This is a genomic window from Streptomyces sp. NPDC033174 (genome assembly GCF_055577795.1).
Genome location: NZ_JBVIPQ010000001.1, coordinates 491,801 through 511,985 on the forward strand (window position 1 = coordinate 491,801; position 20,185 = coordinate 511,985).

A 20,185-nucleotide genomic window follows, 5' to 3' on the forward strand; every position below is an offset into this window, starting at 1 on the left:
CAGCACCCCGCAGCGCCCGCAGAGGATGAGACCCCGTGACCTTCAAGGCTGAGTACATCTGGATCGACGGCACCGAGCCGACCGCGAAGCTTCGCTCGAAGACGAAGATCATGACGGGCTCGTTCGCCGATCTCGCCGAGCTGCCCATCTGGGGCTTCGACGGATCCAGCACCAACCAGGCCAAGGGCCACGCCTCGGACCGCGTCCTCAAGCCTGTCTTCACCTGCCCGGACCCGATCCGCGGCGGCGGCGACGTCCTGGTGCTGTGCGAGGTCCTCAACACGGACATGACGCCCCACGAGTCCAACACGCGTGCCGCGCTGGCCGAGGTCTCGGAGCGGTTCGCCGCGCAGGAGCCGATCTTCGGCATCGAGCAGGAGTACACCTTCTTCAAGGGCTCCCGCCCGCTCGGCTTCCCCGAGGGCGGCTTCCCGGCCGCCCAGGGCGGCTACTACTGCGGCGTCGGCGCCGACGAGATCTTCGGCCGTGACGTCGTCGAGGCGCACCTGGAGAACTGCCTGAAGGCGGGCCTCGGCATCTCCGGCATCAACGCCGAGGTCATGCCGGGCCAGTGGGAGTTCCAGGTCGGCCCGCTGGCGCCGCTGGAGGTCTCGGACCAGCTGTGGATCGCCCGCTGGCTGCTGTACCGCACCGCCGAGGACTTCGAGGTCTCCGCGACCCTGGACCCGAAGCCGGTGAAGGGCGACTGGAACGGCGCGGGCGCGCACACCAACTTCTCGACCAAGGCGATGCGCGAGGGCTACGACGCGATCATCACCGCGTGCGAGTCGCTGGGCGAGGGCTCCAAGCCGCTGGACCACGTCAAGAACTACGGCGCGGGCATCGACGACCGTCTGACGGGCCTGCACGAGACGGCCCCGTGGAACGAGTACAGCTACGGCGTCTCGGACCGCGGCGCCTCGGTCCGCATCCCGTGGCAGGTCGAGCAGGACGGCAAGGGCTACATCGAGGACCGCCGCCCGAACGCGAACGTCGACCCGTACGTGGTGACCCGCCTCCTGGTGGACACCTGCTGCGAGGCGCTGGAGAAGGCCGGCCAGGTCTGATCCCCCCCGTACGACTCCGGAAGGGCGGCCCCCGGTTCCCGGTGGGCCGCCCTTTCGGCATCCCACCGGGTGGGCCGTTCCAGGCCCGCCCGTATGCTCTCGGGGACCAGTAGGGGCCCCGCTCGCCCGATCGGCGAGCACGCGAGGTGAATCAGCAGTGGTAGACGACGGTCAGCGAAGCACCGGCCCTCTGGGCAAGGTGCTGGTGATCATCCCGACGTACAACGAGGCCGAGAACATCGACTCGATCGCCTCACGTGTGCGTGCGTCGGTGCCGGACGCGCACATCCTTGTCGCGGACGACAACAGCCCGGACGGCACGGGCAAGATCGCCGACGAGCTGGCGGCGGACGACGACCACATCCATGTGCTGCACCGCAAGGGCAAGGAGGGCCTCGGAGCGGCCTATCTCGCCGGCTTCCGGTGGGGACTCGACAACGGCTACGGGGTGCTCGTCGAGATGGACGCCGACGGGTCGCACCGGCCCGAGGAGCTGCCGAGGCTGCTGGACGCGCTGCCCGGAGCCGATCTCGTCCTCGGGTCGCGCTGGGTGCCGGGGGGAAGCGTGGTGAACTGGCCGAAGTCCCGGGAGTTCCTGTCCCGGGGCGGCAGTCTCTACTCGCGGCTGATGCTGGGCGTGCCGATCCGTGACGTCACCGGCGGCTTCCGGGCGTTCCGCAGGGAGACCCTGGAGGGGCTCGGCATGGCCGAGGTCGCCTCCCAGGGGTACTGCTTCCAGGTCGACCTGGCGTGGCGCACCGTGAAGGCCGGTTACCGGGTGGTCGAGGTGCCGATCACGTTCGTGGAGCGTGAGCGGGGCGACAGCAAGATGAGCCGCACGATCGTCGCGGAGGCGCTGTGGCGCGTCACGGCGTGGGGCGTGGGGAGCCGTTTCCGGGCTCTGACGGGGCGCCGCTGAGCCCCTGGATCACAGCATGACAACGGCCTTCGGGCTCGCCGGGGGCGAGCCCGAAGGCCGTTTGTCGTACGGAGCGCCGGATCCCGCGTCAGGGGGTGCGCGCGAGCTCGCCGCCCCGGCGGGAGCCGGTGAGCTGCTGGAGCAGCAGCGGCAGGCCGATGACGGGCAGCAGCCAGATGGTGAGCATGAGGCGCTCGCTCTCGCTGCCGACGGGGTGGGCGATCACCGTGGCGACTCCGGTCGCGCCGACCGCCAGGACGGTCCAGAACAGGGCCCGGCTGTTGCGGAACAGGGCCCAGGCGCCGAGGCCCACGGCGAGCGGGAGCCAGGGTTGGCGCGCCTGCTCCTGGAACCACTGGCCCCAGAAATTGCCGTTCAGGTCGAGCAGTAGGCGCCAGGGGTCGGCGACGTCGCGCTGGGCGAAGTGACCGGTGAAGGTGTCCTGGAGCGTCTCGGTGCTGCCGGGCAGGTGGAAGTGGGCGCTGAGGGTCGCGACACCCGCGGCGCAGGCCAGTGTCGTCCCGATCAGCAGGGCGGTGCCGCGATGGCGGGTGAGGGGCACTCCGAGCAGGCATATCAGCGCCGCGGCGGCGAGCGCCGCGGCGAGGAGGAGGAAGGTGGAGTACTTCACCGCCGCGCCGAGGATCAGGGAGCCGGCGAGCAGGGCCGTACCGGCGACGGGCCGGCGCTGGATCAGCCACCAGGCGCCGAGGAGGGCTCCCACGGTGGCGGCGATCACGGGTCCTTCGGCGACCGGATAGCCGCCCCACCAGCCGATCGGGCACAGGTGGAAGAGGGCCTGCCCGGCGGCGGTCGGCCCTGCCGCCACTCCGGCGCAGCGGAGCAGGAGGTGGGCGAGCAGGCCGCCGAGGGCGGTGAAGAGGACGGAGGTGGCCATCAGTCCGGTGATCGGTCCCAGGACGGCGACGGCCGGTGCGGCGAGTACGGGGAACCCGGGGCGGGTCTCGAATATGCGCTGGTAGCGCGGGCTGGGCGGATTGAACCCATTGGGCGGCTTGGCCTCGCAGCGGGCGCGGTGCGTGTCCTCGTCGAGACCGCGGTTGTTCCGCAGCGCCAGCGGGTTGAGTTCGGCGCCGCGGACCAGGTGGCGGGCCTGCGTGCCGCAGAACGCGTCCTGGGCCTTCGCCTGCGCCTCTTCCCGGGAATCGCCGAGCACTTCGAGGGCGGCCCGGGCGTAGAGGAAGCCGTCGTTGGACGGGGGAAGGGCGGGCTTGCCGATGAACTGCAGCAGTACATAGGCGACCGCGATCAGCAGCGGCAGTGCCCAGCGCCGGGTGGATCGTTTCTTCCGGCGAGTCCCGGAGTGCTCCGTGCCGGCGCCTGCGTCGCGCGGGGCGTCAGCGGTGAGGCTCTGGGGACGTATCACAGCCGGTCATATTACCTGCCCACCGAAGCCGCCTTCCGCCGCACCCGTTGTCAGTGGCATCTGTCACGGTGGCCCCATGCTCGCAATCAAGGTGGAGACCGAGAACTGGCAGAAGCACGCCCGCGTTTCGGAGCGGCAGCTTCAGGACCTGGTGCTGCGCATCGGCGGTGACGGGGATCGGTATCTGGTCGTTCAGCGCATTCCGGATCTTCCGGATGAATTCATCCAGGTGTGGCACGAGGACGGGGGCGACTATCAGCTGGAGCACCGGGACGGCGCGCCCGACCGGCACTTCGTGGTCCAGGTCGAGCGCGGGGAGCACGTCGCCGAGGTGATGGCGCGGTGGGCACGGCGGGAGCCGGGGTGGGACGGCACCCTCGTGTGGAAGCCCGCCGACCTGCCGGTGCCGGAGCCGGTGCCCCCGCTGGGCGGGGAGGTCCGGGAGCAGGTGGAGGAGCATGTACGCGGCCTGATCAGGTGCGGGTATCTCGACCGGGCCCAGTTGGCGGAGGCGGCCGAGGAGTGGCTGGTCGACGGAGACGAGCGGCCGGTGTCGAAGCCACAGGCGTGGCAGACGGTGAACCGGCTGTGGCTTGAGCGGCTCGACGAGCAGGCCGGGTGGACGGGAACGACCGATCCGGAGCGGATCAGCGCGGCCTTCGCCGTGCTGGAGGAGAGCGGCATCACCGCCCGGGAGAACTTCACCTGCTGCCGCACCTGCGGCACCACCGAGATAGGTGCCGAAGGCCCGGAAAACGCCCGGGGATTCGTCTTCTTCCACTCGCAGTGCACGGAGGGGGCCGCGAGCGGCGGCGGGCTCTACCTGCTGTACGGCGGATTCGACGGCTCCGAGGAGACGACGGCCGCCGTGGGCCGGGAGGTCGTCGCGGCGGTCCGCGGTGAGGGCCTGTCGGTGGAGTGGGACGGTTCGCCGGACTCGGCGATCGTCGTCACCGGGCTGGATTGGCGTAAGCGGCTGACGGGTTGAGGACACCGGGAGCGGTCAATTTCGCGTCAAGGAGGTGTCCGGCCCTTGAGAGGGCGATGTTGGAGCGCGCGGGTGTCTGCTTCAATGGGGGCATGGCAGGCTTCCAGCAGATCGTGACAGGTCCGAGCGACCTCGAGCCGTTCTGGCCTTCCCGTCAGCACCACGACTTCGACCGGGTGTGTTGCCGCGCGAGGAACGCGTCGGCCCTCTAAAGCCCGATCGGCACCGTCGATCCTGCGGCCTTCGGCCCACGCGCACGACGTACATACGTCCGTCCCTTCGCGCGAAAGAGCTGACCTCTCATGGCGAATGCCCGTACCCTCCCCGCTGCCCCGTCCGCCCTGCCCCTCGGCCACACCGGCCGGCACCGACTCCGTGCCGTCGACCGTGACGAGGTGGTGGATGTCGCGGACTTCCTGCCGCCGGGTGCCACCTGGCTGCCCGCGCCGCAGCACACCCTGCCCTCCCTGCCGGGGCAGCCGCCGATGATCGGCTACCTCGTCCTCGTACCGGCCGATCAGCAGCCGCCGCTCCAGGCCGCCCCGGCGGCCGCCGAGGACGAGGGCGGGCCGGTGGCCATCGACAGCGCGCAGCGCACCGCGCTGGTCGACGGGCAGACGCTGGACCTGACGTATCTGGAGTTCGAGCTGCTGGCCCATCTGGTCGCGCACCCCCACCGGGTGCACACCCGCGACCAGTTGGTGACCACGGTGTGGGGGTACGGACATGTGGGCGACGGCCGGACCGTCGACGTCCATGTCGCCCGGCTTCGGCGCAAGCTCGGCGCCCAGCACCGCCACACGATCCAGACCGTGCGGCGGGTGGGCTACAAGTACGCGCCCTGACCGGGTGGGGAAGGCCGGCCCCCGCCGGCCTTCCCCCTCGTCAGGACCGCGCCCGGGCCACCGCGCCCAGCGCGATGTCGACCGCCAGGAACACCAGCAGGCTGATGCCCAGCATCGGGACGAACCAGCCGATCAGCGCCGTCGCCGCGGCCGGCACCAGCAGCATCGTCACGGGTACCTTGCGCCAGGCGCCGCGCGGCACCGGCCGGCCGGCGCTCAGGGCCCGGTCCTTCGTCGGCCTGCGCAGCCACCACATGCGGTAGCCCCACACGATCAGCAGGATCAGGGAGAGGGCGAGCGCCGCGAGGGCCAGCTGGTTGGCCAGGCCGAGGAAGACGCCGGAGTGGGCGTCGATGCCGAAGCGGGTGAGCTGGGCGAGCAGCGGGTAGTCGGCGAACCGCAGTTGGTCCATCACCCGTCCGTCGGCGGGGTCGACGGCGACCGAGTCGAGGTGGACGGGGACGGTCGTGTCCGTCTCCTTGACGACATAGCCCTTGCCCTCGGCCGGCAGGATCACGGACATCCTGCCGCCGTCCGCGCCGATCCCGGCCGCGCGGGCGGCCTCGACGGCCTTGTCGATCCCGATGTCCGGGCCGCTCGCCGGGCTCGCCGGCTGGTGTGCGCCGTGCCCCTCGTGTTCGGAGGTACCGCCGCCGGAGCCGACGGTCGCCGTCAGCACGGGCGTGGCGCCGCCGAGCCGGTCCTGCACCTCACCGATGTTCTCGCCCGCGTAACGGGACCAGGTCAGACCGGTGGCGGAGAGGATCACCAGGCCGGTCACGGCCCACAGTCCGACCGAGCCGTGCCAGGAGAGGGTGCGACGGCGGGAGGCGGGGCCGCCCTCGGGGAGGAACAGGGCGCGCTTGGCCGAGCGCTTGCGGCCGGCCCAGAGCAGCAGACCGCCGAGCGCGACGACCCAGAGCCAACTGGCGGCCAGTTCGCTGTAGTTGCGGCCGAGGTCACCGAGGTGCAGATCACGGTGGAGTCCGTCGAGCCAGGTACGCAGCGGAAGGGCGCCGGAGCTGCCGAAGCTGGGCAGCTGTCCGCGTACCTGCGCGGTGTACGGGTCGACGAAGACGGCGAGCGACTTGCCCTCCTCGACCTCCGGGTCGGCCATCAGGACCCGGGTGGTGGCGCCGGCCTCGGAGGAGGGCCAGACGGCGGTCACCGTGCCGTCGGGGTTGGCCCTGCGGGCGGCCTCGACCTGGGTGGAGAGCGGGAGGACCCGCTCGCCGACGGGCGCCTCCAGCTCATGGCTGTAGATGATCTTCTCGGCCTGGAAGGAGAGGGCGTAGAGCAGTCCGCTGGTGGCCGCTATGAGCAGCAGCGGGGCGATCAGCAGGCCCGCGTAGAAGTGGATGCGCAGGACCAGGGGGCGCAGTGCGCTCCAGGCGGACGGTGTGGCGGGGGCGGGGGTCGCCCGGTCCGCTTCGGTGTCGGTTCCCTGTACGGGGTCGTCAATGGCCATGGTTGTCCTAGGAGTCGGCGTGTGACATGGGGAAAGCGGCCCCCAGGTCAGACGTGCGCTCCGAGGGCCGTGGCGCGGGGTACGGGGAGTACGGGCGGCCCGCGGCGCGACAGGGTGTGGGCGAGGACGAGGCCGCGGTGGCGGCGAACGGTCCGGGCGCGCGGCCGCGGCGGCCGGGGCGTTGCGGGAAGCCGGACGGCGGTCAGGAGCCGTCGCAGCGGGGTGAAGGCGCGGGTGGAGACGGCGTACGCCAGCGCGAAGAACGCGGCCTCGCCGCGGGCCAGCCACAGCCCGCAGACCGCGGCGGCGAGAACATGCGCGGCGATCATGCCGCTGGAGCCGTGGCCCGCTGTCGGCATGTCCATCTCGGTCCGCATGGCCATGCCGGGATGGTGCGCGGGCATCGCGCCGTGCGGTTCCGCGGCCGAGAAGATCAGGTGAAGGGCTCCCTGTACGGCCAGCAGCCCCGTGGCGATGGCCGGCGCGCCCCGGCGGCGACCTCCTGCGGTCCAGGCGAGGACGCCCGTCACGCCGAAGGCGAGGAGGAGGGAGCCGAGTGGAACATCGTGGCCGGACATGGACGAATGCCCTGTCGCCGCCAAAGTCACGCACACCGCCGCGAAGAGCGTGGCTCGCAGGGCGCGCATCGGCGACCGGGTGTCCGTCATGGTGCGCTCATGGTGCCATCTGGGGCGGGGCGCACGGGAGTCCGCTCGGGAACGGGCCGCGGGTGGGCACCCCTGCCGCCCCCGCCTCCCGGGGCGGCGGGGCCGCGGGGACGGGGCGGCCCCCCCGAATCGCCCGCCCGGGCGGCTCGCGGCACGTGGCCCGCGCGGGGCGCGGAGCCATGACGCGGGGCAGGCCCGCCGACCGCCGGGCGGCACGGGCCCAGGGAGACGGGGCGCCTCCGGCCCGCCCGCCGCGGCGGCTCGCGGCACGTGGCGCGCGTGGGCCACGGGTTCGCTGCGGGCGATTCCCCCCGCAGCGGAAACGCCGTCCGCACCTCCACCCGCTGGGCACAGTCGTGCCCATGAGACTTCTGATTCTGGGTGGTACGGAATTCGTGGGCCGGGCAGTGGCGGAGGCCGCGGTCGGGCGGGGTTGGGAGGTGACGGTCTTTCACCGGGGGCGGCACGAACCGCCGGCCGGTGTGGTCTCGCTGCACGGGGACCGCACCGCGCCCGGCGGTCTCGCCGCGCTCGGCGAGGGCGAGTGGGATCTGGTCGTCGACACCTGGTCGGCGGCGCCGTCCGTCGTGCGGGACGCGGCGCGGCTGCTCGCCGGACGGGCCGGTCGCTTTGCCTATGTGTCGAGCCGTTCCGTGTACGCGTGGCCTCCGGCGGCCGGCCTGGACGAGTCCGGGCCGCTTGTCGAGTCGTCCCCGGACGCGGGCGAGGTGCCGTACGGCGAGGCGAAACGCGGCGGGGAGCTGGCCGCCGTCGAGGCGTTCGGCGCCGACCGTGCGCTGCTGGTGCGCGCGGGCCTGATCCTCGGTCCGTACGAGAACATCGGGCGGCTCCCCTGGTGGCTGAACCGCGTCGCACGCGGCGGCCCCGTCCTGGCGCCCGGTCCGCGCGACCTGCCGCTCCAGTACATCGACGTGCGTGACCTCGCCGAGTGGACGCTCGACGCGGCCGGGGCGGAGCTCTCGGGCCCGTACAACGTCGTGTGCCCGAAGGGGCACACCACCATGGGCCGGCTCCTGGACAGTTGCGTGGAAGTCAGCCGCTCCGCCGCGGAGCTGCGCTGGACCGAGCCCGAGGTGCTCCTCGGCGCGGGCGTCGAGCCGTGGTCGGACCTGCCGGTGTGGATCCCGCCGGGTGAGCTGTACGACGCGATGCACGACGCGGACGTCTCCAAGGCCGTCGCCGCGGGCCTGCGGTGCCGGCCGGTGGAGGAGACGGTCGCCGACACCTGGGCGTGGCTCACCTCCCTCGGCGGGGTCGCGCCGCAGCGTCCGGACCGGGACCCGGTGGGACTGTCCCCCGAGGTGGAGGCGAAGCTCCTGGCTTCGTGACCGAGGGGATGGCTCCGGGCGGGGGGTGGTGCCAGGTACACCCCCGCCCGGGGTGGGAAACCCCGTGACCTGCGAGGTCCTCACCCCGGAGACTGAGGGGCACGCTCGGCGGAAGGCCCGCCGGGGGAGAGGGTTTTGATCACTATGAACGCGACACGCGTGCGGGACTCACTACTGGCGGCGGTCCGGGGGTTCGCCGTGTCGTTCCTCGCGATCGCCGGATCGGTGGCCCTCTTCGTCTTCGCGATCACGTCGATCGCGCTGATCCCCGTCGGTGTCGGCGTCTTCACCACACCGGTCGTCCTCACGTGGGTGCGGATCCACGCCGACCGACGGCGTGTACTGGCCCGGCGATGGACGGACATCCGGATACCCCGGGACTACCGCCCCTTCCCCGCCGATCTTCGCGACGGGGTCACCGGGCAGGTCGAGCGCTGTTCCCTGATGCTGAAGGACCCGGCGACCTGGCGGGATCTGCGCTGGCTCTTCGTCGACATGTCGGCCGGGTATCTCACCGCCCTGCTGCCGGCCGTACTGGTGATCTTCCCGGTGGAGGGACTGGTGCTCGCGGCGGGTCTGTGGCGGGTGTTCGAGGACGACGCGTACTGGTACGCCTTCATCCCGGTCGACAGCCAGGCCGACGGGTTCGCCGCGCTCGCACTCGGGCTGTGCGTCCTCGCCGTGGGACTTCGGTACAACACCCCCCTGCTCCGCGGGCACTTCGCGCTCACCAAGGCGCTGATGGACCGGCCCCTGGAGTCCGAGCTGACCGAGCGGATCGGCCGGCTCACCGAGACGCGGCACGACGCGGTGGACACCTCGGCGGCCGAACTGCGCCGGATCGAAAGGGATCTGCACGACGGGGCGCAGGCCCGGCTGGTCGCCATGGGCATGGACCTCGGCACCGTCGAGGCGCTCGTCGAGAAGGACCCCGCCAAGGCGAAGGAACTGATCGCGAAGGCCCGGCAGAACTCAGCGGAGGCGCTGACCGAGCTGCGTGACCTCGTCCGCGGCATCCACCCGCCGGTCCTCGCCGAACGGGGCCTCGGCGACGCGGTCAGGGCGCTCGCGCTGAGGCTGCCGGTGGTGACCGAGGTGACCGTGGAGCTGCCGGACCGCCCAAAGGCACCTGTCGAGTCGGCGGCGTACTTCGCGGTCAGTGAGGCCCTCACCAACGCGGTCAAGCACGCGGGCGCGGACCGGATCTGGGTCGACATCACGTCCCGCGAGGGGATACTGCGCGTCTCGGTGACCGACAACGGTTCGGGTGGTGCGCGGATCGGCGGCGGATCCGGTCTGAGCGGGGTCGAACGCAGGCTCGGTACATTCGACGGCGTCCTGGCCGTCAGCAGCCCCGCGGGCGGTCCCACCATGGTCACCATGGAGATCCCTTGCGAGTTGTCCTAGCCGAAGATCTTTTCCTGCTGCGCGACGGACTGGTCCGGATGCTGGAGGCGTACGACTTCGAGATCCTGGCCGCCGTGGAGAGCGGACCCGAACTGGCCAGGGCACTGCATGAGTTGGAGCCGGACGTCGCGGTGGTCGACGTGCGGCTGCCGCCGTCGCACACCGACGAGGGTCTTCAGTGCGCCCTCACCGCCCGCCGGGCGCGGCCGGGGCTTCCCGTGCTGGTCCTCTCGCAGCACGTGGAGCAGCTGTACGCGCGCGAGCTGCTCGCGGACGGCGAGGGCGGGGTCGGGTATCTGCTCAAGGACCGGGTGTTCGACGCGGAGCAGTTCATCGACGCGGTGCGCCGGGTGGCGCGGGGCGGTACGGCCATGGACCCGCAGGTGATCTCCCAGCTGCTCTCCCGGCGCGCTCAGGACAAGCCGCTGGGCGGTCTGACCCCGCGCGAGCTGGAGGTCATGGAGCTGATGGCGCAGGGCCGCTCCAACGCCGCGATCGCCGGGCAACTCGTCGTCACGGAGCGGGCGGTGGCGAAGCACACCTCGAACATCTTCGCCAAGCTGGGACTTCCGGTCTCGGACGACGACAATCGGCGGGTTCTGGCGGTCCTGGCCTATCTGGACCGGGGCCGGGCCTGACGCGCGCGCCCGTCTTCGCATTCGGAGATTTCTACGAATTCAAAGACGGGCTGAACGGCTCGCGTGCGGCGTACGTATGGAACGGAGCGCTTCTCCCCTCCCCGGGATTGGAGTTCCATGGGACGCACACGAAAACGCTCGACGCTGGCCAACCGGGCGATTGCCGCCTCGGCCGCACTGGTACTGGGCGGGGGTGGACTGGTAGCGGTCAATGTCTACGCATCGGCAGGTGAAGGCTGGTCGAATCAGCGACCGCGACAGAGCCAGAGCCAGAACGCCGGCAATGCGGTGACGACGATCGACTGCCCCGAGGTCGCCAACGGACTGCCCGACGTGCCTCAAGGGGTGCGCGGGGCGGTCGACCGCGAACTCGCCACGCTGGACACCCAGATCACCACCGCCTATCAGCGGTTCGCCGAGAACAAGGAGCGGATCGAGAAGGATCCGCAGTTCGGTGAGCAGCAGATTCTGGCGCCTTTGAAAAACGAACGGCTGGTCATGCTCCAGCGGATCGTCGCCCTCATCGACCGGGAGGGCGAACGGCCCCAGGGACTGGAGGGAATGGCGGCCTGCACCCTGCGTGCCGATGACGACGACAACGGCCAGGGCCAGAACCAGGGCGGTGACAACCAGGGCAACGACCAGAATGATGACGGCGAGGGTGACGGCCAGGACGACGGCCAGGACGACGACCAGGGCCAGGGCGGCAACGGCCCCGAGGCCTCGGACTTCGTCGACATTCAGTCCGTACAGCCCAATGTCAGAAAGCCGCAGCAGCGCCGCGGCGCTTCCAACGGCACCTTCACCACCGATTGCGGGCGTAACGAGAACGGAAAGTTCAATCCGGACAATGTAATCGTCGCCCCCGGCGTGAGCAACGGCGCCCACCATATGCACGACTATGTCGGCAATCAGGCCAATGACGCCTTCGCCAGTGACGACGACCTCGCCGCCGGGCAGACCAGTTGCCGGAATCAGGGTGACAAGTCCACGTACTACTGGCCCGTGCTGCGGCTGCAGAACGGACAGAACGAGAACGACGCCCAGGCCGACGGCGGCGGAAAGGACCAGAACGTAGGAGAGATCCAGACACCCTCACAGGTCACCCTGAAATTCGTCGGAAGTCCGGTCTCCAAGGTCACCGCGATGCCCCGATTCCTGCGGATCATCACCGGTGACGCGAAGGCGTTCACCAATGGTGACGCCAACGCGAACGCGTCCTGGAGCTGCACCGGTTTCGAGGACCGTCAGCTGAAGGACAAATACCCGATCTGTCCACAGGGCAGCAAGGTGGTGCGGACGTTCGCGTTCCAGAGCTGCTGGGACGGCCAGAACACCGACAGCGCCAACCACCGCACCCATGTGGCCTTCGCCGACGGGAACGGCCGCTGCAAGCAGGGGTTCAAGGCCATTCCGCAGCTGGTCCAGCGGATCGTCTACGACGTCCCGCCGGGTCCCGGCTTCGCGGTGGACTCCTTCCCCGAGCAGCTCCACAAGCCGATCACCGACCACGGCGACTTCATCAACGTCTTCGACGCGGGGCTCATGAGGAAGGTGGTGGACTGCGTGAACGGCGGCCGCGCCTGCCGCTGACCCGTCCCTCCCCCCACACCCGGAGAACCGCCGGCGGCCCTCCGCCGGCGGTCTCCCCCTGATCTGCGCGGTCAGCTCGCGTGGTGACCCGAGTGGCCCCCCTCGCTCCCCCCACTGGCACCGCTACTCCCCGAGTGGTGCGGCGAGGCGGTCTCCACCGTCCCACCGAGCCGGCCGCGCAGTGCCGCGACCACCTTCGCGTCACCGACGGCGACCCACTTCCTGCCGACGAGGTAGGAGCCGCCGTAGTCCTTGGCCCCGTTGATCCACTCACGCTGGCCTCGGTCGGTGGCGAAGGTGGTCAGCACATAGGCCCCGTCGCCCGTACGGCAGTTGGCCTGCCGCAGCTCCTTGGCATCGGTCTGGATGTTGGGCTCGCACTCCACCTTCGCCGCCAGCTGCTCCAGGCTGCCGGTGGCCGGTTCCGGCGCATCGTCGGACGTCTTGTCGCCGCCCGCGCTGCACCCCGCCACGAGGGCCAGGACGGCCAGGACGGTCACTGCGGTTCGCTCCGTACGCATCCGCCCATCGTGCCGGTTCGCCCCGCCGTTCGAGGGCCGAACGCCAGGAATGGCGCCCTCCGGTCAGTTACGGTTTCGTACGAAATAGACCAATACGGAGGAACCGTCTGCCATGCCAGCCATCCCCGCCACCACCGTCGCCAACCTCCGCGACCTCGGCGCCACCCCCCTGCCCGGAGGGCGCGTCGTCCGGTCGGGCCTGCTCTTCCGCTCCGGGCAGCTCGACCGGCTGGACCCCGCCGTCGACACGGTGGTGGGCGCGCTGGGCATCCGTACGGTGGTCGATTTCCGGACAGCCGCCGAGCGGGCCGAGCGGCCCGACCACGTCCCCCTGGGCGGGCGGTTGCTGGTCGCCGACGTCCTGGCCGACCGGCTCGCCGCCACCGGCCTGCCGCCCGCCGCGCGGCTCAAGACCCTGCTCTCCCACCCCGCGCTCGCCGAACAGCACCTGGGGGGCGGCAGGGCACGGGCGGCGTTCGAGGACACCTACCGGGCCTTCGTCACCACGGAGTCGGCCCGCACCTCCTACGGCGCCTTCCTCACCGAGCTCGCCGATCCGCAGTCCGGACCCCTGCTCTTCCACTGCACGGCGGGCAAGGACCGCACGGGCTGGGCGGCGACGATCGTGCTGAGCCTGCTCGGCGCGGACGAGGAGACGGTCCGGGAGGAGTACCTGTCGGTCAATCCGGCGGTCCGGCAGGCCTTCGCGCCGATGATCGAGGGGTTCATCACGCAGGGCGGCGACCCCGAGCTGGCTCTGGCGATGATCGGGGTGGTGCCGGAATACCTGGAGGCCGGTCTCGACGAGGTCGCGGTGCGGCACGGTTCGATGGAGAAGTACGTACGCGAGGGGCTCGGGGTACCGGACCGTACGGTGCACCGCATCCGCGAGCAGCTCGTCACCACGGCACCCTGAGCCTCACCCGTCCCATGGCGGGGTGACCATCGCACCATTCGCTCGTTCAGCTGAATGTGAGCACCCAGGAAAGCATCCGCGACAGCGCCCAGGAACTCGCCCCCTTCCCCATCGACGTCGAGCAGGCCGAGGCCGCCCTGGTCGAGCACTATCCCCGCCTCGTCCGCATCGCGTATCTCGTCCTGCCGCCCTCCCTGGGGCGCAACCGGCGGGTGCTCACCGCGCATTCGCTCGTCCAGCGGTCCCTTCCGCGCCGCCGTACCGGTGGAGCCGCGTCCGTCGTGGCCCCCCGGCGCCCCGAGGACGCCGTGGACCCCGGCTACGCGTATGTCCGCGGCCAGGTGCTGCGGCAGGCGCTGATCGCGGGGCTGCCACTGCGGCGGCGGGCCTGGCCGCACCGGGCGCAGTTCCCGCCGCTGCTGCCGCAGGTCTGGGGGCTGCGGCTGTTCCCCCGCGCGGGCGGCGCCGACGAACTGGCCCTGGACCAGCGGCTGTCCGCGCTCTCCGGGCCGGCCCGCGCCGCGTATGTGCTGCGCGGTCTGGAGCGCCAGGGCGACGCGGAGGTGCGGCGGGTGCTCGGCGCCGCCGGGGTGGAGGACCCGCGCGCCGCGCTCGCGGAGGCGGACGGCGTCGAGGCGCCGGAAGGAATCGGCATGGCCGGGCTGCTGGACTCCCCCGAGTTCGACCCCTGCTCGCTGCAGGCGCGGCCCACGGACCTGATGCGGCGCCGCCAGCACGCGAAGGCGGCGCTGGCGGCCGCGGCGGCGGTGGTGGTCTGCGGGGCGCTGCTGGGACTGCCGGGCGAGGGCTGGGGGCCCAGCGGCGCGGCGGCGCCGTCGTACGCCCGCAATCCCGCCGCCGAGGCGGCCCTCGACCCCACACAGTTGCGGCGGGTGGCCCCGGCCGTCTGGCAGCGCTCGACGCGCACGGACTTCACCGTGTGGCCGGTACGGGGCAGTCTCACCGGTGACAGCGCGCTGCTGCGCCGCGCGCTCGCGGTCTGGGCCAGACCGGGCGCCACGGTCCGCACGTCCGCCACTCCCGGCACCCCGCCCGGGCCGCCCATGGGCGCGCCGCAGCTGCTCTTCGCGGGGCAGGTCGACGCCGCGCGCGTGGTGCTCTTCCACGACGGTCTGCGGGTCGTGCGGTACGCGGAGCCCGTCGGCGACACCAGTGGCGCGGCCCTCGATTTCGCGCGTACGGACGGCGCGGACGTCGCCACCTCGGGCGCGCTGGTGGTCGGGCGCGACCAGGGGAACGTGCGCTATCTGACGGCCCCCTGGGTGCGGGACACCGCGGTCCGGGACCTTCTGGACCCCCGGGCCGGGGTCCGCCCGCTGAGGCGGGACGCGTACGGCGTGACCGATCCGGTGCCGAGTCCGGCCGAGTCGGGCGCGTGCCGCACCTGGGACGCCCTGGAGGTGCGGGACGACATCGCGGTACGGCTGCTGGCCGATCTCGGGGAGCTGACGCCGGCCCGGCTCACCTGGGGGCCGCCGGCCGCGCCCGTGGATGTCGCGGACGCCCCGGCGCGGGCGGCCTGGGCGCGGACGGCGTGTCTGCTGCCGATGATGCGCGGGCACGGCGTCCGGTCCATCAACTCCTGGCAGTTCGCGCGTCAGCGGCTGCCCGAGGCGAGTGGCGGCGCGGCCTGGCTGTGCACCCGCGCGGACACCTGGCGGGGCACCGGCAGCAGGGTGCTGGCGCAGATCCAGGCCCCGTCGCCGCAGCCGGGGGCTCCCGGGGCCGTCGCGGCGAGGGCCGAGGACTCGCCCGCCTGCGGGGCCCGCGATCCACGGGTGCTCGCGGGCGTCCTGTGGCAGGCGCGGGGCGGGCAGTGGTACGTCCTGGCGGCCGGCAGTCCGCAGTTCACGTCCCTGCGGACCTCGGGCGGGGTCAGTGGCCGGGCGAACGGTCATCTGCTGGCGGTGAAGGCGAAGGCGGGCGCCCGGGCGCAGCTGGAGGGCAGCCTGAAGGACGGCACCCGACTGGGCGCGCTCCGCTAGTGGTTCGCGGGTCGCCGCCCGGCGCGGTGAGCCGGATGCCCGGCCTTGGTCCGCGGGCGGTTCGCGGGTGGCTCCCACCCGGTCAGCCGGATGCCCGGGCGCGCTCCGCCGGCGGTTCGCAGGGCGTCGCCCGGCGCGCCCGGCGCCGCCGCCCTCACACGCCGATCGCTCCGTCGATCCGCTCTCGCAGCAGGTCGGCGTGGCCGTTGTGCCGGGCGTACTCCTCGATCATGTGGATGAGCACCCAGCGCAGCGACACCGTCCCGCGCCACGCGTCCTCACCCTCGACATCGAGGTCGGGTGCCCCGACGGCGAAGTCGTCGGCGAACGCCACCTCCGTGCGCCAGGCCTTCCATGCCTCCGCGACGGCCTCGGGGGTGGAGACCGCGCCGTCGAAGTCCCCGTCCGGGTCGGCCTCGGACGAGAACAGGGGCGGCGCGTCCCGGCCGGCCAGCACCTGCCGGAACCAGCGCCGCTCGACATCGGCGAGATGCCGGACCAGGCCGAGCAGCGAGAGCGTCGACGGCTCCACTGCCCGCCGGGCCAGCTCCACGTCCAGCCCGGAACACTTCAGCTCCAGCGTCGCGCGCTGGGCGCCGAGGACACCCAGCAGGACCCGGCGTTCGTCACCGGTGGCGGGAGCGGCGAACCGGGGGTCGTCCTCGGTGACGCCGAATATCTCTGCTCTTCTCTTGGGTCCGGCCATGCACACGATCATCGGCCATCGCGGGCCGGCCGGGGTCGAAATCCGGTGCACGACCCTGTTGCCAACCGCTTACCCGTCAGTACATTGACGCCATGTCTAATACGCAGCCTGCACCGGTGGCGTCGGAACACATCGCGCTCAAGGCCCGCAAGGTCTCCTTCGACTGGGAGAAGACCCCGCTCCACTGGGTTCCCGGCGACCCCTTCACCACCCACACGATCAATGTGCTCCACCTGCTGCTCCCGGCCGGCGAACGCTGGTTCGTGCACGTCTACAAGCAGGTGCTGCCGTACATCCGCGACGACCGGCTGCGCGAGGACGTCCTCGGGTTCATCGGCCAGGAGGCCATGCACTCCCAGGCCCACGACGACGTACTCCCCCACCTCGCCGCGCAGGGTCTGGACCCCACCCCCTACACCGCGCAGGTCGACTGGCTCTTCGAGAAGCTGCTCGGCGACCGGACGCTGCCGCCGGGCCGGGCGCGCGAGTGGTGGCTGATGGAGCGGGTCGCGCTGATCGCCGCGATCGAGCACTACACCGCCTTCCTGGGCGACTGGGTGCTCAACGCCGAGGAACTGGACCGGCGCGGCGCCGACCCGGTGATGCTGGATCTGCTGCGCTGGCACGGCGCCGAGGAGGTCGAGCACCGCTCGGTCGCCTTCGACCTGTTCATGCACGTCGACGGCAGCTACCGCCGCCGCGCGCGCACCTGGGCCACCGCCTTCACCGCCCTGGTTTTCCTCTGGCAGCGCGGCGCCCGCTTCTTCATGGAGAACGACCCCTCGCTCCTCGACGGAAAGGCGTCCGTGGCGCAGCCCGTCGCCAAGGGCCGCGAGGGTCTGCTGCCGTCCACGACGGCGATGCTGCGGTCCATCCCGCGTTATCTGAGCCGCGCCTACCACCCCTCCCAGGAGGGCAGCACGGCCCAGGCGGTCGCCTATCTCGCCGCCTCGCCCGGCGCCAACGGAGGTCACTGAGCCATGCCCCGTACCCGCACCCTTGTCCTCGTCGCCGCGGCCGCCCTGCTCGCCAGGCGGGCGATGCGCCGCCGGATCAGCGGCTCCCCGCTGTGGCCGATGCCCGCCCTCGAAGAGCCGGTGTCGGGCCGCGGCCGCCGCAGGACGAGCGTCCGCAGGGTCCTCGTCACCGAGCGGACCGCCCCGGCCGACGGAGTGGTCCAGCTGCGTCTGGAAGGTACCGATCTGCCGCCCTGGGAGCCCGGCGCGCATCTCGATCTCGTCCTGCCGTCGGGCCTGGTCCGCCAGTACTCGCTGTGCGGCGACCCGGAAGACTCCGACACGTACACGGTGGCGACGCGGCTCATCGAGGACGGGCGGGGCGGCTCCCTCGAGGTCCACAAGCTCCTCCACGAAGGGGCCGAGATCGAGATCCGCGGTCCCCGCAACCGCTTCCCGCTGGTGGAGGCGCCCGCGTATGTCTTCGTCGCGGGCGGCATCGGGATCACGCCCGTACTGCCGATGCTGCGCGCCGCCGAAGCCGCGGGCGCCGACTGGCGGTTGCTGTACTGCGGGCGGAACCGGGTCTCGATGCCGTTCCTGGCGGAGATCGAGCGCCTGGGCAAGGAGGGCGAGCGCGTCACGGTCGTCGCCGAGGACGAGTCGGGGCTGCCCGATCTGGCCTTCCTGGGCGACGCGCCGGCCGGGGCGGCCGTCTACTGCTGCGGACCGGACGGACTGATGGACGCGGTCGCCGCCGCGCTGCCCGAGGGCCGGGAGCTCCATCTGGAGCGGTTCGCGCCCACGGCCGCCGCGCCCGGTGGCCCGTTCGAGGTGGAACTGCGGCGCTCCGGGCGGACGGTGGAGGTGGCGGCCGGCCAGTCCCTGCTCGCCGCCGTCCGTGCGGAGCTGCCGAACGTCTCGTACTCCTGCGAGCAGGGGTTCTGCGGGACCTGCCAACAGCGGGTCCTGGACGGCGAGATCGACCACCGCGACGAGCTGCTGACGGACTCCGAGCGGGACGACTCCATGCTGATCTGCGTCTCGCGGTGCCTCGGCGACCTGCTCGTCCTGGACCTGTAGGTCAGGGAAGCAGCAGCCAGTCGGCGGCCAGCGCGGCGAGCAGGCCGCCGGCGAGCAGCCAGGTGCCCAGCCGGGTGCGGCCGTTGCGGGAGAGCTCGATCACGACTCCGCACAGGATCATGGCGAGTCCGTACACGCCGACGACCAGGACGGAGGTCCGGCTGGCGAGCCGGACCACCAGCACCACGGCCATCGTCACCAACAGCACGGACGCCGCGGCGATCCTCAGACGGCGGGCCTGCTTGGGGCTCATCCCCTCGGTCGGTGCGGGTGTGTCCTGATCGGAAGCGCTCATGTGAGGGGAGCGTAACGGACGCCCGTTAGTCTGTTCGCATGACGACCGGGGTACGCCGCAGAATGGGCGTCGAGGAGCGCAAGCAGCAGCTGATCGGGGTGGCGCTCGAGCTGTTCAGCCACCGCTCCCCCGACGAGGTGTCGATCGACGAGATCGCCGCCGCCGCGGGGATCTCACGGCCGCTCGTCTACCACTACTTCCCGGGCAAGCAGAGCCTGTACGAGGCCGCGCTTCGGCGGGCGGCGGACGATCTGGCGGGCCGGTTCGTCGAGCCGCACCAAGGGCCGCTTGGTGTACGGCTGCTGCGGGTGATGGGCCGGTTCTTCGACTTCGTGGAGGACCACGGTCCGGGTTTCTCGGCGCTGATGCGCGGCGGCCCGGCCGTCGGGTCCTCGACGACGAACGCGATGATCGACGAGGTGCGGCAGGCCGCGTACGAGCAGATCCTCGCGCACATCGGGATCACCGACCCGCCGGCCCGCCTCGAACTGGTCGTGCGGTCCTGGGTGTCGCTGGCCGAGTCGACGGCGCTGATCTGGCTGGACGGGCGCCGCATTCCGCGCGCGGAGCTGGAGCTGCAGCTGGTGCACGACTTCGGGGCGCTGGCCGCGGTGAGCGCCGCGTACGACGAGGAGATGGCGTCGGTCCTGACCGGCATCCTGGCGCACGAACCCGCCGACGGGCCCTTCGGCGACCTGGTCGGCCGGCTCATCGGACTGGCCCCGGGGGTTCCGGCCCAGCGCCCGCGCCAGTGAGGCCGGCGCCGTCGGTTACGGTGATCGCCATGCCCGTGCCTCTCATCTTCCGCACGGCCGGCGACGGTGATCTCCCCACGCTGGTCGGCCTCTTCGACGGGGCGGCCCGCTGGATGCGGCGCCTCGGTATCGACCAGTGGAAGCCCGGTGACAAGGGCGTCGAGCACTTCCGACGGTGGATCGCCGAGGGGGAGGTGTGGCTCGCGGAGGTGGACGGGCAGGCCGTCGGCGCGTACGAACTGTGGTGGGACGACGAGCCGGCGTGGGGGCCGCAGCCGCCGGTCGCCGGTTATGTGCACCGGCTGATGACCGACCGGGAGAGAGCTCCCGCCGGTACGGGACGGACGCTGCTGGCGCACGCCGAGGAGCGGATGGCGGCGGCGGGGCGGACGCTCGCGCGGCTGGACTGTGTGGCCCACAGCCACAGGCTGCGCGCGTACTACGAGGACGCGGGCTACCGGGTCGTCGGCGAGGAGCCGGGGAAGGTCGCCGCGGACGGCACGCTGTACGGGGTGACACTGCTGGAGAAGGCCCTCTGACCTGGCCCGACCCGACCTGACCTGGCCATCGCCGGACCGTGACCGTCGAGGGCGGGACCGTGGGGCCCCGCCCTCGTGG

Annotated in this window: 20 protein-coding genes; 14 read left to right on the forward strand and 6 right to left on the reverse strand. The window is 72.0% G+C overall.

All coding sequences use genetic code 11. The annotated features are described in order from the left end of the window. Positions 1-35: 35 nt before the first annotated feature. Positions 36-1,067: a glutamine synthetase gene (gene glnII / locus ACZ5VC_RS02320; RefSeq protein ID WP_468705199.1), complete on the forward strand. Its 1,032-nt coding sequence runs from the start codon at positions 36-38 to the stop codon at positions 1,065-1,067. A 157-nt stretch (positions 1,068-1,224) separates the two neighbouring features. Beyond that, positions 1,225-1,986 carry a polyprenol monophosphomannose synthase gene (locus ACZ5VC_RS02325; protein ID WP_469118234.1) on the forward strand — a complete coding sequence of 254 codons (762 nt, stop codon included), beginning with the start codon at positions 1,225-1,227 and terminating at the stop codon, positions 1,984-1,986. A gap of 88 nt (positions 1,987-2,074) precedes the next feature. Here the strand turns inward: ACZ5VC_RS02325 and ACZ5VC_RS02330 are convergent, their stop codons facing one another. Beyond that, positions 2,075-3,373 (reverse strand): hypothetical protein, encoded by a 1,299-nt coding sequence (locus tag ACZ5VC_RS02330; protein WP_469118235.1) that lies wholly within the window; start codon positions 3,371-3,373, stop codon positions 2,075-2,077. A gap of 76 nt (positions 3,374-3,449) precedes the next feature. Between ACZ5VC_RS02330 and ACZ5VC_RS02335 the strand changes: the two genes are divergently transcribed. After that, entirely contained in the window at positions 3,450-4,361 is a 912-nt protein-coding gene (locus tag ACZ5VC_RS02335; RefSeq protein WP_469118236.1) for a DUF6891 domain-containing protein, read from the forward strand. A 302-nt stretch (positions 4,362-4,663) separates the two neighbouring features. After that, the gene (locus ACZ5VC_RS02340; RefSeq protein ID WP_469118237.1) at positions 4,664-5,206 is read left to right on the forward strand and encodes a winged helix-turn-helix domain-containing protein; all 543 of its coding nucleotides are present in this window, start codon (positions 4,664-4,666) and stop codon (positions 5,204-5,206) included. A gap of 40 nt (positions 5,207-5,246) precedes the next feature. Here the strand turns inward: ACZ5VC_RS02340 and ACZ5VC_RS02345 are convergent, their stop codons facing one another. After that, a complete protein-coding gene (locus ACZ5VC_RS02345; protein ID WP_469118238.1) occupies positions 5,247-6,674 on the reverse strand; it encodes a PepSY-associated TM helix domain-containing protein in 1,428 nt (475 codons plus the stop codon). A gap of 47 nt (positions 6,675-6,721) precedes the next feature. Beyond that, positions 6,722-7,342: a hypothetical protein gene (locus ACZ5VC_RS02350; protein WP_469118239.1), complete on the reverse strand. Its 621-nt coding sequence runs from the start codon at positions 7,340-7,342 to the stop codon at positions 6,722-6,724. A 362-nt stretch (positions 7,343-7,704) separates the two neighbouring features. Between ACZ5VC_RS02350 and ACZ5VC_RS02355 the strand changes: the two genes are divergently transcribed. The 4 genes from ACZ5VC_RS02355 (at position 7,705) to ACZ5VC_RS02370 (ending at position 12,329) form a co-directional block, all read left to right on the forward strand. Then, positions 7,705-8,691, forward strand: a complete 987-nt coding sequence (locus ACZ5VC_RS02355) for an NAD-dependent epimerase/dehydratase family protein (RefSeq protein WP_469118240.1) — start codon at positions 7,705-7,707, stop codon at positions 8,689-8,691. Between the two features lie 144 nt (positions 8,692-8,835). Continuing rightward, positions 8,836-10,098: a sensor histidine kinase gene (locus tag ACZ5VC_RS02360; RefSeq protein ID WP_469118241.1), complete on the forward strand. Its 1,263-nt coding sequence runs from the start codon at positions 8,836-8,838 to the stop codon at positions 10,096-10,098. Then, positions 10,083-10,736, forward strand: a complete 654-nt coding sequence (locus ACZ5VC_RS02365) for a response regulator transcription factor (protein ID WP_469118242.1) — start codon at positions 10,083-10,085, stop codon at positions 10,734-10,736. The genes ACZ5VC_RS02360 and ACZ5VC_RS02365 overlap by 16 nt, the downstream gene beginning before the upstream one ends. A gap of 117 nt (positions 10,737-10,853) precedes the next feature. Beyond that, complete coding sequence (locus ACZ5VC_RS02370; protein WP_469118243.1) at positions 10,854-12,329, forward strand: DUF1996 domain-containing protein; 1,476 nt, start codon at positions 10,854-10,856, stop codon at positions 12,327-12,329. A gap of 71 nt (positions 12,330-12,400) precedes the next feature. Here ACZ5VC_RS02370 and ACZ5VC_RS02375 read toward each other — a convergent pair whose 3' ends face one another. Then, a complete protein-coding gene (locus ACZ5VC_RS02375; RefSeq protein ID WP_469118244.1) occupies positions 12,401-12,850 on the reverse strand; it encodes a hypothetical protein in 450 nt (149 codons plus the stop codon). Between the two features lie 112 nt (positions 12,851-12,962). Between ACZ5VC_RS02375 and ACZ5VC_RS02380 the strand changes: the two genes are divergently transcribed. Both ACZ5VC_RS02380 and ACZ5VC_RS02385 read left to right on the forward strand, forming a co-directional pair. Next, positions 12,963-13,766, forward strand: coding sequence for a tyrosine-protein phosphatase (locus ACZ5VC_RS02380; protein WP_469118245.1), 804 nt, complete (start codon positions 12,963-12,965; stop codon positions 13,764-13,766). A gap of 56 nt (positions 13,767-13,822) precedes the next feature. Next, positions 13,823-15,772: a hypothetical protein gene (locus tag ACZ5VC_RS02385; protein WP_469118246.1), complete on the forward strand. Its 1,950-nt coding sequence runs from the start codon at positions 13,823-13,825 to the stop codon at positions 15,770-15,772. A 154-nt stretch (positions 15,773-15,926) separates the two neighbouring features. Here the strand turns inward: ACZ5VC_RS02385 and ACZ5VC_RS02390 are convergent, their stop codons facing one another. Next, positions 15,927-16,478 (reverse strand): DinB family protein, encoded by a 552-nt coding sequence (locus ACZ5VC_RS02390; RefSeq protein ID WP_469118247.1) that lies wholly within the window; start codon positions 16,476-16,478, stop codon positions 15,927-15,929. Between the two features lie 92 nt (positions 16,479-16,570). Between ACZ5VC_RS02390 and ACZ5VC_RS02395 the strand changes: the two genes are divergently transcribed. Both ACZ5VC_RS02395 and ACZ5VC_RS02400 read left to right on the forward strand, forming a co-directional pair. After that, positions 16,571-17,455, forward strand: coding sequence for a metal-dependent hydrolase (locus tag ACZ5VC_RS02395; protein ID WP_469118248.1), 885 nt, complete (start codon positions 16,571-16,573; stop codon positions 17,453-17,455). A gap of 3 nt (positions 17,456-17,458) precedes the next feature. Continuing rightward, positions 17,459-18,517, forward strand: a complete 1,059-nt coding sequence (locus ACZ5VC_RS02400; protein ID WP_469118249.1) for a PDR/VanB family oxidoreductase — start codon at positions 17,459-17,461, stop codon at positions 18,515-18,517. A gap of 1 nt (position 18,518) precedes the next feature. Here ACZ5VC_RS02400 and ACZ5VC_RS02405 read toward each other — a convergent pair whose 3' ends face one another. Beyond that, entirely contained in the window at positions 18,519-18,812 is a 294-nt protein-coding gene (locus ACZ5VC_RS02405) for a hypothetical protein (protein ID WP_468705236.1), read from the reverse strand. Between the two features lie 38 nt (positions 18,813-18,850). Between ACZ5VC_RS02405 and ACZ5VC_RS02410 the strand changes: the two genes are divergently transcribed. After that, positions 18,851-19,567, forward strand: a complete 717-nt coding sequence (locus tag ACZ5VC_RS02410; RefSeq protein WP_469118250.1) for a TetR/AcrR family transcriptional regulator — start codon at positions 18,851-18,853, stop codon at positions 19,565-19,567. 29 nt (positions 19,568-19,596) lie between these two features. Then, complete coding sequence (locus ACZ5VC_RS02415; protein ID WP_469118251.1) at positions 19,597-20,106, forward strand: GNAT family N-acetyltransferase; 510 nt, start codon at positions 19,597-19,599, stop codon at positions 20,104-20,106. The last annotated feature ends 79 nt before the right edge of the window (positions 20,107-20,185 follow it).

Excerpts from the sequence above, each read along its gene's own strand:
- ACZ5VC_RS02335 (WP_469118236.1), top strand. The coding sequence starts at position 3,450 with ATGCTCGCAATCAAGGTGGAGACCGAGAACTGGCAGAAGCACGCCCGC.
- ACZ5VC_RS02340 (WP_469118237.1), top strand. The coding sequence starts at position 4,664 with ATGGCGAATGCCCGTACCCTCCCCGCTGCCCCGTCCGCCCTGCCCCTC.
- ACZ5VC_RS02345 (WP_469118238.1), bottom strand. The coding sequence starts at position 6,674 with ATGGCCATTGACGACCCCGTACAGGGAACCGACACCGAAGCGGACCGG.
- ACZ5VC_RS02350 (WP_469118239.1), bottom strand. The coding sequence starts at position 7,342 with ATGACGGACACCCGGTCGCCGATGCGCGCCCTGCGAGCCACGCTCTTC.
- ACZ5VC_RS02355 (WP_469118240.1), top strand. The coding sequence starts at position 7,705 with ATGAGACTTCTGATTCTGGGTGGTACGGAATTCGTGGGCCGGGCAGTG.
- ACZ5VC_RS02360 (WP_469118241.1), top strand. The coding sequence starts at position 8,836 with ATGAACGCGACACGCGTGCGGGACTCACTACTGGCGGCGGTCCGGGGG.
- ACZ5VC_RS02370 (WP_469118243.1), top strand. The coding sequence starts at position 10,854 with ATGGGACGCACACGAAAACGCTCGACGCTGGCCAACCGGGCGATTGCC.
- ACZ5VC_RS02375 (WP_469118244.1), bottom strand. The coding sequence starts at position 12,850 with ATGCGTACGGAGCGAACCGCAGTGACCGTCCTGGCCGTCCTGGCCCTC.
- ACZ5VC_RS02380 (WP_469118245.1), top strand. The coding sequence starts at position 12,963 with ATGCCAGCCATCCCCGCCACCACCGTCGCCAACCTCCGCGACCTCGGC.
- ACZ5VC_RS02390 (WP_469118247.1), bottom strand. The coding sequence starts at position 16,478 with ATGGCCGGACCCAAGAGAAGAGCAGAGATATTCGGCGTCACCGAGGAC.
- ACZ5VC_RS02395 (WP_469118248.1), top strand. The coding sequence starts at position 16,571 with ATGTCTAATACGCAGCCTGCACCGGTGGCGTCGGAACACATCGCGCTC.
- ACZ5VC_RS02400 (WP_469118249.1), top strand. The coding sequence starts at position 17,459 with ATGCCCCGTACCCGCACCCTTGTCCTCGTCGCCGCGGCCGCCCTGCTC.
- ACZ5VC_RS02405 (WP_468705236.1), bottom strand. The coding sequence starts at position 18,812 with ATGAGCGCTTCCGATCAGGACACACCCGCACCGACCGAGGGGATGAGC.
- ACZ5VC_RS02410 (WP_469118250.1), top strand. The coding sequence starts at position 18,851 with ATGACGACCGGGGTACGCCGCAGAATGGGCGTCGAGGAGCGCAAGCAG.
- ACZ5VC_RS02415 (WP_469118251.1), top strand. The coding sequence starts at position 19,597 with ATGCCCGTGCCTCTCATCTTCCGCACGGCCGGCGACGGTGATCTCCCC.